This is a genomic window from Rhizobium mesoamericanum STM3625, from assembly GCF_000312665.1.
Taxonomy (GTDB): Bacteria; Pseudomonadota; Alphaproteobacteria; order Rhizobiales; family Rhizobiaceae; genus Rhizobium; species Rhizobium mesoamericanum.
The window spans coordinates 311,694-327,712 of record NZ_HF536778.1 but is presented as its reverse complement, the minus strand read 5'-3'; the positions used below and the strand labels follow the sequence as shown (position 1 = coordinate 327,712).

Genomic DNA, 16,019 nt, shown 5'->3' with positions numbered 1-16,019 from the left:
CGACACGAGTGCAAAGACAGACGCACTTCGCGTGAGAAAATCATGAACCCTACCGAAACAGCCGTTGCAAGCTTACCGCCCGAAATCGTAGTGCTCGACCAAGACATTATCAGCAAGTACGTCACTGACTTCCGCCAGCTCTATTCTGGACGTACTTATGCAGTATTGCGGCCGCGCAGCGTGGAAGAGGTGCAACTTATCGCCTCAACACTGTTGAAACACCGGGTTCCAATTGTTCCGCAAGGGGGCAACACTAGCTACTGCACGGCCGCCACGCCCGATCGCAGTGGAAGCGAGGTGGTGGTCAGTCTCGAACGGCTGAACAAGGTGAGGGAAGTCGATGCCGGCAACCTGTCAATGACCGTAGACGCTGGTTGTATACTTAGTACGCTACACGAGGCGGCTTTTGATAAAGACCTGCTGTTCCCACTTAGCCTAGGCTCACAGCAATCGTGTCAAATCGGGGGAAACATCTCGACCAACGCGGGGGGAATTGCGGTCATAAAATATGGCATGACCAGGGACATCGTCCTGGGCCTCGAAGTCGTTCTCCCAGACGGATCGCTATTGACTGATCTCAGCCCGCTCAGGAAGAACAATTCCGGTTATGACGTGAAGCAGCTGTTTATCGGGGCAGAGGGAACGCTCGGAATCATCACTGGCGCATCGTTGAAGCTTGCGCGAAAGCCGAGGACCATTGTCACGGCTTTTCTTGCTATCGCCGACGTATCCGAACTTCCGAAGTTGCTGGATAGGGCTCAAAGGTTCACCGGTGAATCGATTACCTCGTTCGAATATATTTCTCGAAACTCCTTGGAACTGCTGATTGCCAAGCGCACGAGCCTCCGTCACCCACTTGCGGCACCCTCCGAGCACTACGTCCTTCTAGAAGCAGCGACTTCGTCTCACCTCCTCGACATAAAGGGCGCTTTGGACGCCTTGTTGGAAGAGCTGATGATCGAAGGGCTTGTGGTGGATGGCGCGGTTGCTTCCAGCGAGGAACAACGGAATCACTTCTGGCACCTTCGGGAGAATATACCGGAAGGCGAGGTCCTGAACGGCGGTTCTGTGAAACACGATATCTCTATTCGAACCTCACGGCTGGGCACTTTCATCGAGCAAGCATCGCAACTCGTGCTCTCTAACGCGCCGGATTCAATCCTTTCGATTTATGGTCACGTCGGAGACGGCAACGTGCACTTCAATGTCGTCCCGCCCGCAAATGCCGTGCCCTCGGAATTCAAGAAGAAATTTGAGCTAACCGTGTCGCCGCTCATCTACGATCTGGTTGCCTCGACAGGAGGCTCGTTCAGTGCCGAGTACGGCATTGGCCGGGTCAAACTGCATCTGCTTGCAAAATATGGCAATGCTACAAAAGTCGCGACAATGAAGAAGATCAAGGATGCGCTCGATCCGACTGGATACATGAACCCCGGCAAAGTGGTTGCGCCGAGCTAAGCCGGAGTCCGGAACAAGCGCGTTGCCGCCGCTGAAGGTTTGGCGTCAAGGCCATCAGCAGACGCAGCTGACGATCGTTGCCGCCTTGGCCGCGGGACCGCGACCAAAATACGATCTGCGAAAAGGCATCGCAAACGCACGCGCAGGCTAAGGAGGAGGTAGCATGGTATCCAGTGACAGAAGCCCGTTGTACGCCCTTGGACACTGGGGTATGCATCGCGTTATCCGAGACACTCAAGGGCAGCCTCAGCTCTTGGCTTGGGAGAAGGACGCGAACCCAAGCCCAATCGGTCTCGATCAGCTCAGCGTGGACGTCGAGGCACTTCGCATCCGTAGGCCGGCGTTTCGCGAAAGCTGGTTGCGACATGGCCCGGGGTCTCGAACAGACCTCAGAGGGAGTGATCGTTTCGTCGAAGTCTCGTGGGATAAAGCGTTTGAGCTTACCGGTGCTGAACTCCGGCGCGTCACCGAGACCTATGGCAACAAGGCGATTTTCGGTGGCTCTTATGGCTGGGGAAGTGCCGGCCGCTTCCACCACGCATCAAGCCAGATTCACCGGTTCCTCAACGTGATTGGCGGGTATGTCCGTGGTCAGGATTCCTACAGTTACGGCGCGGGATCAGTCATCCTTCCGCACATCATCGCGCCGATGGAATATCTCCTCGATCAGCATACGGACTGGGCTACACTCGCCGATAACAGCGATCTTTTCGTTGCTTTCGGCGGCATTCCTCTCAGAAACACACAAATGACAGCTGGAGGCCCGAGCCGTCACCGGGTACGCGATGCGCTCGCGCTCATGCGGTCGCGTAATGTCCGCTTCATCAACATTAGTCCTCTGCGTCAGGACATCGATGGAGATGCAGAATGGATAGCTATCAGGCCGAATACCGATGTGGCGTTGATGCTTGCGCTGATCCACGTATTGTTATCGGACAATATTGAGGACCGCGATTTTCTCGCGCGCTATTGCACCGGCGCGGCGCAAGTGCGGGAGTACGTTCTCGGAAGGAAAGACGGATTGCCAAAGAGCCCCGAGTGGGCCTCCACGATAACGGGCGTGCCTGCTAGCCGGATTAGGTCGCTTGCAAGAGAAATGTCCGGCTCCAAGACAATGATAAATGCGTCTTGGTCTCTGCAACGCCAAAGCCACGGCGAACAATCCTACTGGGCTTTAGTAACCCTGGCGTCTCATATTGGTCAGATAGGACTGCCCGGCGGTGGTTTCGGTCTCGGCTACGGCACATTGAACTCTATCGGTTCAAGCGAACTCAGGGTTTCGGGACCGAGATTGTCGCAGGGAGCGAACTCCGTCGAGGAATTCATCCCCGTTGCCCGGATTTCCGACATGCTGATGAACCCTGGCGCAAGGTTTGACTATGACGGAGGCACTTACGAATATCCAGATATCCGTCTGGTCTATTGGGCAGGAGGAAATCCCTTTCATCACCATCAGAACCTGAACCGCCTGATGACAGCGTGGCAGAAGCCCGAGACCATAATCGTTCACGAGCAATTCTGGACGAGCACCGCAAAGGCGGCCGACATCGTCATGCCGGTTAATACAGCTTTGGAGCGAAATGATCTTGGTTTTGCCTCACGAGAGGGTCAACTGGTCGCGATGCGGAAGATAAAAGACGCCGTTGGGGAGTCCAGAAGCGACTTCGAGATCTTTGCAGGTATCGCGTCCGTGATGGGCGTCGGTGAAAAGTACACCGAGGGGCGCACGGCGGATCAGTGGCTGGAGCATATGTACGACGATTTCAGGTCACGCGTCGGCAGCCAGATACCGCTTCCGTCATTCCACGAGTTTTGGGAGATGGGGCGAGTAGAGTTTCCCTCGCCCGGAGGTCCTGTTATTCTTCTTGAGCAATTTAGGGCGGACCCAGACGAGCATCCCCTCAACACTCCGTCGCATCGCATCGAACTCTTTTCAGACGAAATCGATGGCTTCGGTTACAGCGATTGCCCTGGACAGGCCACCTGGATAGAGCCCTTCGAGTGGCTGGGGGGCGATAAGGCGACTCGATACCCGTTGCATCTCCTGACTCAGGAACCGCGACGCAGGTTGCATAGCCAGCTCGACCACTCACCATATAGTCGGGAGGGGAAAATCAAGGGGAGAGAACCAGTCCTTATGAACGCTCGAGACGCGAAGGTACGGGGCATCAGTGAGAATGATATTGTTCGGATTTACAACGATCGCGGTGCATGTCTGGCCGGCGTGAAAGTCACGCAAGATCTTGCAGAGAACGTTGCCGTCATGGCGACCGGCGCATGGTTCGATCCCGAAAATTGGGGCGACGGCAACCCGCTGGAGAAGCATGGCAACCCGAATGTTCTAACGCTTGACGTCGGTTCGTCCTCCATGACCCAGGCGACGGTGGCTCAGTCGTGCCTTGTGGAAATTGAGCTATTCAACGGCCCTTTGCCCGAGGTAACCGCTTTCGAGCTTCCCGTATTTACAACTTGCGTATCTAAGGCCTGATCAGAAATCGCTCGCGGCTGGTCAAGGCGGCTTCTGTGAAATGGCTCTTGGTTGCATAGAGGCTTTGAGGGCAGGTTCCGTTTGATAGCATCCGTCGCTACCGCGGCAAATGTCTTCGAGGGGGCATCACTAGAAGATGGCCGTCTATTGGATACTGAGTACAGGCCTCCCCCGCAATATAGACATTCAACTGATTGGCATGTAAAGATACCCATGAGTATGAAGCTATCTAGCGGTAGCTGCAACGTCACGTCGCTCGTGAGCAGCAATGGAGAGTTACATCATGAAAACTGCGAGTTTGTTCTACATCGATGGGAAATGGGTAGAACCCGCATCCGCCGAAATGAGCGATCTAATCGATCCCGCTACCGAAACGCCCTACGCCCGTGCTGCGATGGGGTCGGCGGAGGATGTAGATCGCGCGGCAAAGGCAGCTCGTAGAGCGTTTGCAAGTTACTCCAAGTCTTCCGTCGAGGAACGTATCGCCCTTCTGGAACGCATTGCAGTGATCTTTGAGCGTCGGCAGCGGGAGTTCGCCGAAACCGTCACTCAAGAGGTGGGCATGCCGATATCGATTAGCGGCACCGCTCTGATCGATTGGTGCAAAGCCCACACTGCTGCCACCATCGAAATTCTCAGGAAGTTCGAGTTCGCCGAGAAGCTCGGGACAACCACGGTCTACAAGGAGCCGATTGGTGTCGTGGGCATGATAACCCCGTGGAATTGGCCGATCGGGCAGATCTTCACCAAAATTTTGCCGGCACTTGCAACCGGCTGCACCATGGTGTTGAAGCCGAGCCAGCTCACTCCGCTTGATGCTGTCCTTGTTGCCGAGGTCTTGGATGAGGCCGGGGTGCCTGCGGGTGTATTCAATCTCGTTAACGGCGAAGGTCATACGGTCGGGGATGCGATCTCAACGCACCCGGAGATTGACATGGTCTCGTTTACGGGGTCGACCCGAGCCGGTATCCAGATCGGAAAGGCGTCAGCCGATACCATAAAACGTGTCGTGACTGAGCTTGGTGGAAAGTCTGCAAACATTATCCTGGATGACGCGGACTTCCCGACCGCTATCGAGAGTGCTGTTGCAGGCTGCTTCTTCATCAACGGTCAGGCCTGCGACGCTGGAACTCGTCTGCTGGTTCCGCGCGGTCGCGTGGAGGAAACCCTCAAACTCGCAGCCGCCGCGGCTGAGAGGAACGTTATCGGTTCGCCGGCCGATCCCAAGACGACGCTTGGGCCGGTCATAAACAAAAATCAGTTTGAACGGGTACAACATTTAATACTCACTGCGCTCGACGAGGGTGCCAGCCTAGTCACTGGCGGGTTAGGACGTCCGGACGGACTTAAGGCCGGGTACTATGTGAAGCCGACGATTTTTGCGAATGTCGAGCCATCGATGACGGTTTATCGCGAGGAGATCTTCGGCCCAGTGCTGAGCGTCATAGCCTATGACGATCTGGATGACGCTATCCGAATCGCAAACGATACCGTCTACGGCCTGGCTGCGCACATCACCGGGAAAGACATGGATGTAGTTCAACGTCTAGCCAGGGAAGTCCGGGCCGGATCGGTATTCGTGAATTCCCCCGATCTTGATCCCATGGCTCCGTTCGGTGGCTACCGCCAATCAGGCAACGGGCGCGAGAACGGCGAATATGGCTTTCATGACTTCCTCGAGGTCAAAGCCGTCGTAGGCCACGGCTAGGCAGACGAGCCAAGCGGGTTGATGAAGCGTGGCGGGCCCCTGACGTATTATGCTTCGTCAGTACACAGTTATAGTAGGAAGCCCAGCCATTCCCGGATTCATACCGTCTCTCGGAGGTTGGAGGCTTTGGCCGCTCTCGTCCAAAAGAACTTGGTGTTGCCTCTTGATCGTTCGAGCTAATTTCGGGAAACCAGACCTTCGGAGTATCGGGCTCGCTTCCTCTGTCCCGTCTCGAACGGCAATGATGCATCAACTAGGTCATCTCGAAAATATCGCCGTCTCCGTTTGCCATGGAGGTCGTCAAGGTTGAGATGGCATCTATCGCCAGCTTATCCCCATCGAGACCAAAATGAAGCATGATGTCAACTAGGCGTAGCTGACAAAGGAGCCGGCATACGCTTGCTCGTGGATAGCAAACTCCTATCAGTGGATTGCGGCCGCAAGCCCCGCCATCTGCGTGCTTACGCCTGCATCGATGATTGATGATCGTTGTGTGGAGACATGCTGCCGGGACGGTTTTCATAACCGACTTGGAGGCTAAACCATGTTTCCCGAAGCGCAGTAATCCTCCTTTAAGATAGTTGACATTCAGGTAATCAGCGCTAAGCTGACTAGCGCGTTCAAAAAAGCTTCTGATTAGTATGTAAATGGTCGGATAGCGTACGCAGGGGACATTGACTAGTTCGATCGGCGGTTCTGACCCGCTTGTTCGACAAAACACGGGAGAAAAATGATGTTGAGCAGCGTCAAAATGGCCGTCACCACAGCCGTGAGCGTAATCGCGTTGTCTGTTGGTGCTGCGAACGCGGCAGAAACGATCACTTTCATGACGTTCAGCGGATACTATCCACCTAAGATTTTCGAAGAGTTCGAAGCTGCCACCGGTATCCACGTCGATCTCACTGAAGTCGCAACGAACGAGGAGGGTATGGGCAAGCTGATGGCATCGAACGGCACTGGGTTCGACGCGATTATCTTCTCGTCGCCGTTTGTGACTGCGCTCCAGAAGCTCGACATGCTGAGTGAAATCGATCACTCCAAGATTCCGAATATGAAGAATCTATACCCTGAAGCTGAGAAGCTGGCGTTCGACCCGGGTCTTAAATACTCCGTTCCCTACGCTTGGGGAACCTTCGGCATTTGCTATCGCGACGATATGCTCAAGAAGAAGCCCGTCAGCTGGAACGATCTTCTCAAGCCCGACGATGAGATGAAGGGCAAGTTCACTCTCGTACCCGACGAGCGCTGGTTCTTGGAGCCGGCTCAACTGGTGAGCGGGCTCTCGATCAACGACGTTTCCGAACAAGCTCTAGAAAAGATTCGTCCGTTGCTCATTGAAGCCAAGAAGAACGCTCTCGCGTTCGATAACTTCACCATGGGAAGCCGTCTGGTTTCGGGCGAGATCGTTGCGGCGGCAACCTGGGAAGCCTGGTGCACAATGGCCATGCGCGACGGCGGTGGCGATAACCTTAAGTATGTCATACCGAAGGAGGGCACCGATACCTTCGTCGACGGCTTCGTCATTCCCAAGAAGGCAGAGCATAAAGAGGCCGCGGAGAAGTTTATCAATTTCATCCTCGAAGCTGACCACCATGCGTGGATGACTACGCAGCTGCTTTACAAAATTCCCAATAAGGCAGCGATGGACTCGGTCGATCCCGAACTCATTAAGAAGTACCCACCGCTTCAGATGTCCGCTCAGGACCTCTTGAAGAACGAGATACTTTCCGATCTCGGCCCGGATGCGCCGCGCGTTTCGAAGTTCGTGACCGAGATCATGTCTCAGTAACCGCCTTGCGGGGACGGAGTTTGACTCCGTTCCCGATTGCCAAGGTTGAAAGGCGAGGTCACGGCCGCGGTTTCGACCGGCTTTATGCAAAAAATTGGTGCCGATTGAGCAATGTCTCCGACGTTCGCGGATCAGCATGGGAACAAATCTTATGAACAGGAAACTGGGTCCATATCTGCTGGCCGCGCCCGGTCTCGCGTGGTGGATGTTCTTTTTGATCATCCCCTGCGCGCTTGTACTGGCGTACGCCTTTATGGAGCGGGGCACCTACGGTGGTGTCATCCCGAACTTCAATCTCGAGAACCTCGTCCGCGCATTCAACGGGCTCTATCTTGAGATTTTCATACGGTCAGCACGGATCGCCATTGAGTCTGCCCTAATATCTCTGCTCATTGGGTATCCCGCTGCGCTCGCGATCTCGCGCGCTCCGAGAAGATGGCAGATGCCGCTTCTGTTTCTGGTTATCCTCCCTTTCTGGAGCAACTACCTGATCAGAACCTATGCCTGGATTGTACTTCTCAACCGCGCAGGCATCGTGAACCAGGTCATGATGGCCACTGGGATCATCCACGAGCCGTTGACCCTGATCTACAACGAGTCGGCGGTTGTCATAGGTTTCGTCTACAACTATCTGCCATTCGTCATTCTGACGGTGTTCGCGTCTATTCAGCGCCTCAACCCGGAGCTGACCGAGGCGAGCGAGGATCTTGGTGCAAGTGCGTGGCAAACGCTTCGCCGCGTAACCATCCCGCTTACGATGCCCGGCATCGCTGCGGGCGGCGTCTTCGTTTTCGTGCTGTCGATCGGAAACTTCGTCACGCCGCAGTTACTTGGTGGTGGACGAATGAAGATGGTCGGCAATCTTATTCAGGATCAATTCGCGTCTGCGCGTGACTGGCCGTTCGGATCTGCGCTAGCTCTGGTCCTTATAACCATCATGTTGGCACTGCTCGCTATTCAAGCCCGAATACAGCAGGGTGTCCGGAACGTCGAGAAGGAGCAGGAGGTTGCGTAACAAAAATAGACTTCTCTTCATTCATCTCGGTGCGACGCTCGCGTTTCTTTACGTGCCGATCCTCATCCTCGTTGTCCTGAGCTTCAACTCCTCGGGTTTGCCTACGGTCTGGGGCGGCTTCTCGCTTCAATGGTACGTGAAACTGGCAAATGATCAAAACATTATTCGTCCGATGATCCATACGCTGATCGTTGGTGGGACAGCGGCGCTGCTTTCAACCATCATTGGTACGATGTTGGCGCTCGGGGTTGAGCGGATGCGACCCTCTGTTCTCCTTGACGGCCTTCTACTGACTCCCATGGTCATCCCGGATATCGTCCTGGCAATTTCACTGCTGAGCTTCTTTGTTCTCGTCAATTTGACGCTTGGACTTCACACCATCGTCATCTCGCACGTAGTTTTCTGCATTGCGTTCGTCACTGCCATTGTCAGGGCCCGCCTTGACGGTTTTGACTCGTCGCTATTGGAGGCCTCCACCGACCTCGGTGCCGGAAGCTTCACGACGTTCCGGAGAGTGACGCTGCCGTTGATCATGCCTGGCATCGTCGCAGGTGCGCTACTATCCTTCACGATGTCGTTCGACGAATACATGATCGCGTCCTTCACCGCCGGCTCTTCCAGCGCATCGGAGACGCTTCCGATGCACATCTACTCGATGCTAAGGTTTGGCGTGAAGCCCGACATCAACGCTCTTGCCGCTCTGACGCTGGCTATCAGCTTTCTTTTGGTATTCGCCGCTCAGCGGTTCAATAAGGGGGTCTTCGAAGACCTATGACCACACCCAAAGTAATCCAACTCAACAACATTGTCCTCAAGTACGGCAACTACACCGCGATCGACAATGTCTCCGTCGATTTGGCAGAGGGCGAGTTCTTTGCGCTGCTGGGTCCTTCCGGCTGCGGCAAGTCTTCGCTCCTGCGCATCGTCGCGGGGTTTGTCGAGCCAAATTCTGGCGAAGTTCTCCTTGATGGCAAGGACATGACAAACGTCCCAGCCCGGCGTCGCCCTATCAACATGATGTTCCAGTCCTATGCGCTGTTCCCACACATGAGCGTCGAGCAGAACGTGCGCTATGGTCTTGAAATGGCAAGGCTACCCTCGGCTGAAATTAAACAGAGGGTCGCAGAGATACTCGAAACTACCCATCTGACCACCATGGCGGGTCGCCGTCCGAACCAGCTATCCGGCGGACAAAGACAGCGTGTTGCCCTTGCGCGGGCGTTGGTCATGAGGCCGCGAGTCCTGCTCCTGGATGAGCCTCTTGGAGCACTGGACAAAAAGCTCCGCGAAGCAATGCAACTGGAACTCAAGCGCCTGCAGCATGAGATGGGACTGACGTTCGTTGTCGTTACCCATGACCAAGAGGAGGCGCTCGTTATGGCCGACCGCATCGCACTCATGCGTGCCGGCAAGATCGAACAGGTCGGAACCGCCGCCGAGCTTTACGAACGGCCAGCTTCTAAATTTGTCGCGGACTTCATTGGGCGTACGAACTTCTTTGACGGCGTCGCAAAAGGCCGAAAGATCGGAGTCCAGCAGCTCGGTGAGCTTACGGGCGACGTCGATGCAGTTGGGACGGTGACCTATTCGATCCGACCGGAGTGGATACGCCTTTATAACGACCGTCCGGCAGACTTCGACAATTGTCTCGAGGGTGTTGTCGAGGAAGTCAATTACCACGGCCAGAACGAAAACGTACTGGTCCGCCTGCCAGGGCAGTCACAACTTGTGACGGCCCTGAGGCCTGCTAATCAAATGCTTCCCGTCACGGTATCTCGTGGCGGCAAAATCTGGCTCGCGTGGAACGGCAAGGACTCACGCGTTTTGAGCCAGTAAGGCGGGGGAGGCAGGCCTCGCGAAAATGCCGATGTCAGCTCTCTTGCCCGAACGAACCGGACCGGACCATGCAAACTTTGATCCCATTCGCCTCCGGGTGTCGTTTGGCATTTAATCGTAAGAATAAGTCTGCGAGCAGGTGATGGCACCTAATTTGAGATTCTTCGGCGCGATTTTCGGCGCTTGACACCCTCTGAGTCGGCCATAACCATTTGTGCTATCTTAGCATTTCTGATGAAGCTTAGCCGCGTCCAGGCATCTTTTCTATGGCGGCGAATCTCACATTAACTGCCAAAATCGAAGCCGGAATCTCAAATTAGGTGCCCAATCTCAATTCAAGTGCCGCGCTATGTGATCATGTCCCAGGGAGTGGTGTAGGTGGCGGCTTTGGTCGCCGCGTTCTCCGGCATGGGCCGGGATGATCAGCGCGCCACGGCTGCCAAGCTGATGAGCGGATCATCGCTCATCTGGCTGATGGTTCCCAGCGTCATGTATCTGGCGCGCTGGACAGCCCATTTGATGGCATGGACCGCTCCCGTCCCCTCAGCGAAGATGGCGGACGTCTTTCAGCCAAGAAGGAACGTTTTCATGCCTGTTGTTACCGTTGGTCTTGATCTCGCAAAGACAGTCTTCCAAGCTCATGGCGTTGATGACGTCGGCCAAACCGTTCTACGCCGACGCCTTGGACGAAGCGAGTTGCTCGCGTATTTCGCTAAGCTGCCGCCTTGCCTGATTGCGATGGAAGCATGCTCGAGCGCTCATCACTGGGCTCGCGAGCTGGTCACTATGGGTCACGACGTTCGGCTCATTCCGCCGCAATACGTCAAACCGTATGTCAAACGGAATAAAACCGACGCGGCAGACGCAGAGGCGATATGCGAGGCGGCCACTCGGCCAAACATGCGCTTCGTTCCAATCAAGACCCGAGACCAGCAAGCCGTGCTCGCTTTGCATCGATCTCGTTCATTGTTGGTTCGCCAACGAACAGCATCGATCAATGCTGTTCGTGGATTGGTTGGTGAGTTTGGGCTCATCGCCGCAAAAGGCCGCTACCGTATGTCAGAGCTGCGGCAGCGAATGAACGCAATGACGCCAGACCACCTGCCAGCGATCGCCTGCCAAGCTATCAATACCCTGTTCGATCATATCAATACGCTTGAAGGACAGATCGCTGCTGTCGAACAACAAATTGTCGAGTGGCACAAGAACAACGAAGATAGCCGGCGGCTGGCGACTGCACCCGGCGTAGGCCCGATCACTGCGAGTGCCATCGTCGCAGCTGTGGGAGACGGTCGTCAGTTCCAATCCGCACGGCACTTTGCGGCCTGGCTCGGGCTGACTCCGAGGATGCATGCCAGCGGGAAGAAGGAGCGTATCGGCAGGATCAGTAAGGGGGGTGACAGACATCTGCGGGCGCTTCTCATCCATGGCGCGAGAGCGATTGTCGGAACGCTGTTCCGCAAAAACGTGCCGCCTCGTCCGTGGTTGCTACCATTGAAGCCGCTGCGTCTTCTACTGTTCGCATCGGTCGACATAGGTGATGATATATAAATATCGGTGTCTATGAAATATTATTCAACTATCATTTCTCCCAAACGCTCGTTAAAGTGCGCACCCGGAAATCTAAATAGACGAGGACACCAATGGAAATTACACACCGACTGACACCTGATGCGCCGTCGAGGCCGCGCGCGACCTAGGATTGCCGTTTTCTGGAATAACCGGTCCTTTCAATGCCATAACCGATGTAGCCGGCGTGGAAGTGGGCTATTCGACCGTAGTCAGCGACTCCTTAACGTCGGGCAAAGGCCCAGCGCGTACAGGGGTTACCACCATTCTTCCGAGAGGCCGCATGGGTCCTCTGCGGGCTCCCGTGTGGGCGGGGTTCCACTCGCTTAATGGAAACGGTGAAATGACGGGGACGCACTGGATCAAGGAGGCTGGTTATTTTACAGGACCGATCGCCATTACCAACACCCACAGTCTTGGAACCGTTCATCAGTCGATCCTGCGATGGATGATTGGGAAGCCGGATACCGGAGTTGGGCCCTACAAGTTCATGCTGCCCGTGGTCGGCGAGACCTGCGATGCTTATCTCAACGACATGAACGCTTTCCATGTGACAGCCGATCATGTGACGGAGGCCCTGGATAGGGCTTCCAGCGGGTCGATAGCCGAGGGCAATGTCGGCGGCGGGACGGGAATGATCTGCTTCGAATACAAAGGTGGCACAGGAACGTCGTCTCGCGTTGTGGACTTTTTTGGCTCACGCTATACCGTAGGCTGCCTCGTGCAGGCGAACTTTGGAATTCGACCGCTCCTCAAAATTCTCGGTGTGCCTGTCGGCGAACACCTGACCGCGAACCGGCTCTGGGCCGGTGAGCAGGGTTCCATCATCGCCCTGGTGGCGACAGACGCGCCACTCATGCCGACCCAGTTGGAGCGGGTCGCACGACGGGCGGGTCTCGGTATCGGCCGAACGGGCACACCGGCCGGAGACGGCTCCGGCGACCTCTGCCTTGCCTTCTCCACGGCAAACCTGACTATCAGCGAGTCGGCCATAGCACCCGCTGTCGGCGATCTGGCCTTTTTGCCGAATAACATGCTCGACCCACTTTTCGAGGCAACGGCGCAGGCGGTGGAGGAAGCGATTATAAACGCCATGGTGGCTGCCGAAACGATGGTGGGGCGCGAGAACAGGCTTGTTGCCGCTATCGAGCACGATGCGGTAAAGGAGGTTATGCGCAATTATGGACGACTGAAAGCATGAACAGCAAGCAAGCGCCCCAGCCCGCACCGGCCTCGTTTCCCTTCATGGAGAAGATCAAGGAACGGCAGGCGGCCTTCTCGAAGGCTGAGAGCGCCATCGCTGCTTATCTTGTTACCAATATTCGCGATATCCCCTTCGAGACAGCGGCCTCCATATCCAGCAAGCTCAAATTGAGCCCTATGACCGTCGGGCGTTTCCTTCGTTCGCTCGGCTATGAGAACCTCGCCGCGCTCAAGGAGGAACTGGGGAGCACCATCCATCAGATCACCTGGCTTGTCGGAGAACGATATGAGCGCATCGCTTCCAACGAGCATTCGAGGGGTGAGACGGACAGTACAACATACGATCTTTCAGCAAATCTCGATCTTGAATTGAAGGCCATCATCAGCACCTATGAGCTCGCGCGTACCGAGCAGTTCAGCCATGCGGCCGAGCTGACCGCCAAGGCTGATCGGGTTTATGTGGCTGGTTTCCAGACCGTGCGCGGCCTGGCGATGGACTTTGCCTTGCGACTCGAATACGCACGACCGAATGTGCGCTTTATGGATGGCGGCAGTGGCACCTATAGCGAGTTATTCGCGGACGAAATGGGAAGGCCGCTCCTCATTGTTATAGACGTTCGACGCTATGCAAAACAGGCCATGTTGTTGGCTCGGCAGGCCGCGCAATCGGACGTTGATCTAATCATAATCACCGATTCGGTATGCTACTGGGCGCAGGAACTCACGGAAAATGTATTTCGAATTGCCACAGACGTCGATATGTTCTGGGAAAGCAACGCACCGGTGACAACATTTCTCGGTCTTCTCGTACATGACGTGATCCGCCGTTTAGGCCACTTGGTCAAGGAGCGCAGCGAGCAGATGCAACTCCTGCAAAATAAGTTCGGAGGCTTTGCTGACTAGGTGCTGTCACATTGATTGAGCGGTAAGGAAATTGAGGTAGCAGCGCGCCCATGACCGTGAGTGCACCGACCTACAAGAACCACCGTTATCCGATCGAAATCGTAGCCCGTGCTGTCTGGCTCTACTTCCGCTTTAATCTGAGCCTGCGCGATGTCGAGGAAATGCTGTTCGATCGCGGGATCGTCGTTTCCTACGAGACCATCCGCCGATGGTGCCGAAAGCACGGCCCTGATTATGCGCGCCGCATACGCCGCAAGGCGCCGACGAAAGGCGATGTCTGGCACCTCGATGAAGTCGCGGTGCGCATCAACGGTCAGAAATGCTGGTTTTAGAGAGCGGTTGATCAGGATGGATATGTGCTCGACGAGATCGTCCAGACGCGCTGCAACACCGAGGCGGCCAAGCGCCTGCTGACGCGACTTCTGAAGAAGCAGGGCATGCCGCCAAAGCGTATGATCACCGACAAATTGCGCTCCTACGGGGCGACCAAACCCCAGGTCATGCCGAACGTGGAACACCGCTCGCATAAAGGCTTGAACAACCGAGCGGAGAATTCTCACCTGCCGTTCAGAAAACGGGAGCGAACGCGACAGGGTTTCCGGTCGGTCGGCTCATTGCAACATTTCGTGTCGATCTTCTCCGCCGTCCGAAACCTCTTCGTTCCATTCCAGACCAACCGCTCCGCAGTACAAATTCCAACCCATCGACGCCAGGCCATGGCCGCGTAGGAAGCCGTAAGTGCACCGCCTGCCTGAAAAGCGCCGTGTCGGCTCACGTGGCCACATTTCAAACAACGTGACAACGCCATTTCACGAGGTCGCCAGTGGGCTTTGGGATGCTCTCGTTGTGAAATCGCAGTCGCTTGACTTCACATTTAAAGCTTGTCGCATCTAAATCGCCTCATACCCTGCGGCCTTGAAGTAGTTTCGACATTCGTCAACGGAGAACAATGCGCAGATGTCGCTGAGGGCATTCGATATTGCGTCGAAGCTCCTTGCGGCTTTCTTTCGTAGGAGCGACTTGAGTTTCGAGAAGGCCATCTCGATTGGGTTCAAGTCGGGCGAATAGGCCGGTAGGAACAGCAGCCTTGCACCGGTTTGTCTGATGAGTTTTCGGCCTTTTGGCTTTTGTGGAAACCGACATTATCGGCAATGACGATGTCGCCCTTTGATAGAGTTGGGACGAGTTGCGTTTCGATCCAAGTCTCGAATATCTCGGCATTCATTGGTGCGTTGACAATCCATGGCGCGACCATGGAATGCGATCTGAGGCCAGCGATAAACGTCTGCGTCTTCCAGGATCCGAAAGGCACATGACTGCGGTAACGGTGACCCCGTAACGACCAACCGGAGCGTTTTGTCAGCTTTGTGCTCGTCGACGTCTCATCGATAAAAGTGAGGCGTGCCAGGGCCTTATCAAAAAACGGCTTGCGCCTTTCGATCCATAGACTTCTCGCCCGGGCGATTTTTGGACGAAGCTGCTCGCTTGCCATCAGGCTTTTTTTTGTGGCTTAACCCGAGCCGGTGCAACATGCGGCCGACGCTCGAGCGATGCACAATTACGCCGCGCTCGGCAAGCTCGACGCACAATTCATCAAGCGTCAATTCACCCTTCTCAGCCATACGTTCACGAAACCACGCACCATGGTCACTTAACTTGCCGCCACCAATATGACCCTGTCGTCTCGGCGACAGAGAGCCCGTCTACCACTTCAGGATAACAAGGTTATTCACAAATCGAGGCGACACCCGGAAATGACGGGACGCCTCGCGATGGGTGTTGCCCTCTTCAACGAATGCAATAACACGGGAACGCAACTCGATCGGATGTGATTTGCCCATGATCGGTCTCCTTCCAGCTAAGAAGGAATCACAAATCGGCCGATTCGAGAACCTGAATCAAAAAACGGGCGACGCGCTTTAGGCCCAGTTCCGAAAGCTTTCGAGGCCGTCCCCCCGCTGGGTGGGCGGCGGCCGAAATTTCGGCAAGCGCCAGCATACGCTCGGTGACCGAAGGGCCTGGAGCTACTGCTATAGCCGATTAGCTCGCG

General features: G+C 55.5%; 12 protein-coding genes and 2 pseudogenes. 11 read left to right on the top strand and 3 right to left on the bottom strand.

The features are described from left to right. The first annotated feature begins 42 nt into the window (after nt 1-42). The 11 genes and pseudogenes from BN77_RS30200 (at nt 43) to BN77_RS30150 (ending at nt 14,697) form a co-directional block, all read left to right on the top strand. Nucleotides 43-1,458, top strand: a complete 1,416-nt coding sequence (locus BN77_RS30200) for an FAD-binding oxidoreductase (protein ID WP_007539473.1) — start codon at nt 43-45, stop codon at nt 1,456-1,458. A gap of 163 nt (nt 1,459-1,621) precedes the next feature. Further along, nucleotides 1,622-3,946: a molybdopterin-dependent oxidoreductase gene (locus tag BN77_RS30195; RefSeq protein WP_007539472.1), complete on the top strand. Its 2,325-nt coding sequence runs from the start codon at nt 1,622-1,624 to the stop codon at nt 3,944-3,946. A 283-nt stretch (nt 3,947-4,229) separates the two neighbouring features. Beyond that, nucleotides 4,230-5,654, top strand: a complete 1,425-nt coding sequence (locus BN77_RS30190) for an aldehyde dehydrogenase family protein (protein ID WP_007539471.1) — start codon at nt 4,230-4,232, stop codon at nt 5,652-5,654. Between the two features lie 730 nt (nt 5,655-6,384). Further along, nucleotides 6,385-7,443, top strand: a complete 1,059-nt coding sequence (locus BN77_RS30185; RefSeq protein ID WP_028746901.1) for a polyamine ABC transporter substrate-binding protein — start codon at nt 6,385-6,387, stop codon at nt 7,441-7,443. Between the two features lie 151 nt (nt 7,444-7,594). Next, complete coding sequence (locus BN77_RS30180; protein ID WP_007539468.1) at nt 7,595-8,458, top strand: ABC transporter permease; 864 nt, start codon at nt 7,595-7,597, stop codon at nt 8,456-8,458. Further along, on the top strand, nt 8,451-9,233 hold the full coding sequence (locus BN77_RS30175) for an ABC transporter permease (RefSeq protein ID WP_028746900.1): 783 nt from the start codon (nt 8,451-8,453) through the stop codon (nt 9,231-9,233). Before BN77_RS30180 ends, BN77_RS30175 begins: the two co-directional genes overlap by 8 nt. Further along, nucleotides 9,230-10,294, top strand: coding sequence for an ABC transporter ATP-binding protein (locus BN77_RS30170; RefSeq protein ID WP_007539464.1), 1,065 nt, complete (start codon nt 9,230-9,232; stop codon nt 10,292-10,294). Before BN77_RS30175 ends, BN77_RS30170 begins: the two co-directional genes overlap by 4 nt. Before the next feature lie 474 nt (nt 10,295-10,768). Next, nucleotides 10,769-11,845 (top strand): IS110 family RNA-guided transposase, encoded by a 1,077-nt coding sequence (locus BN77_RS30165; RefSeq protein ID WP_235777073.1) that lies wholly within the window; start codon nt 10,769-10,771, stop codon nt 11,843-11,845. 151 nt (nt 11,846-11,996) lie between these two features. Beyond that, complete coding sequence (locus tag BN77_RS30160; RefSeq protein ID WP_007539460.1) at nt 11,997-13,064, top strand: DmpA family aminopeptidase; 1,068 nt, start codon at nt 11,997-11,999, stop codon at nt 13,062-13,064. 44 nt (nt 13,065-13,108) lie between these two features. After that, on the top strand, nt 13,109-13,969 hold the full coding sequence (locus BN77_RS30155; protein WP_162145360.1) for a MurR/RpiR family transcriptional regulator: 861 nt from the start codon (nt 13,109-13,111) through the stop codon (nt 13,967-13,969). 50 nt (nt 13,970-14,019) lie between these two features. Further along, nucleotides 14,020-14,697: pseudogene (locus BN77_RS30150) on the top strand (IS6 family transposase). 162 nt (nt 14,698-14,859) lie between these two features. Here BN77_RS30150 and BN77_RS35440 read toward each other — a convergent pair. From BN77_RS35440 to BN77_RS35430, 3 genes and pseudogenes are all read right to left on the bottom strand, one after another. Continuing rightward, nucleotides 14,860-15,461, bottom strand: a pseudogene (locus BN77_RS35440) (IS630 family transposase). Further along, nucleotides 15,385-15,591, bottom strand: a complete 207-nt coding sequence (locus BN77_RS35435; RefSeq protein ID WP_244426295.1) for a winged helix-turn-helix domain-containing protein — start codon at nt 15,589-15,591, stop codon at nt 15,385-15,387. The pseudogene BN77_RS35440 and the gene BN77_RS35435 overlap by 77 nt, the downstream one beginning before the upstream one ends. An 81-nt stretch (nt 15,592-15,672) precedes the next feature. After that, on the bottom strand, nt 15,673-15,810 hold the full coding sequence (locus BN77_RS35430) for an IS630 transposase-related protein (protein ID WP_244426294.1): 138 nt from the start codon (nt 15,808-15,810) through the stop codon (nt 15,673-15,675). Nucleotides 15,811-16,019: the final 209 nt, after the last annotated feature.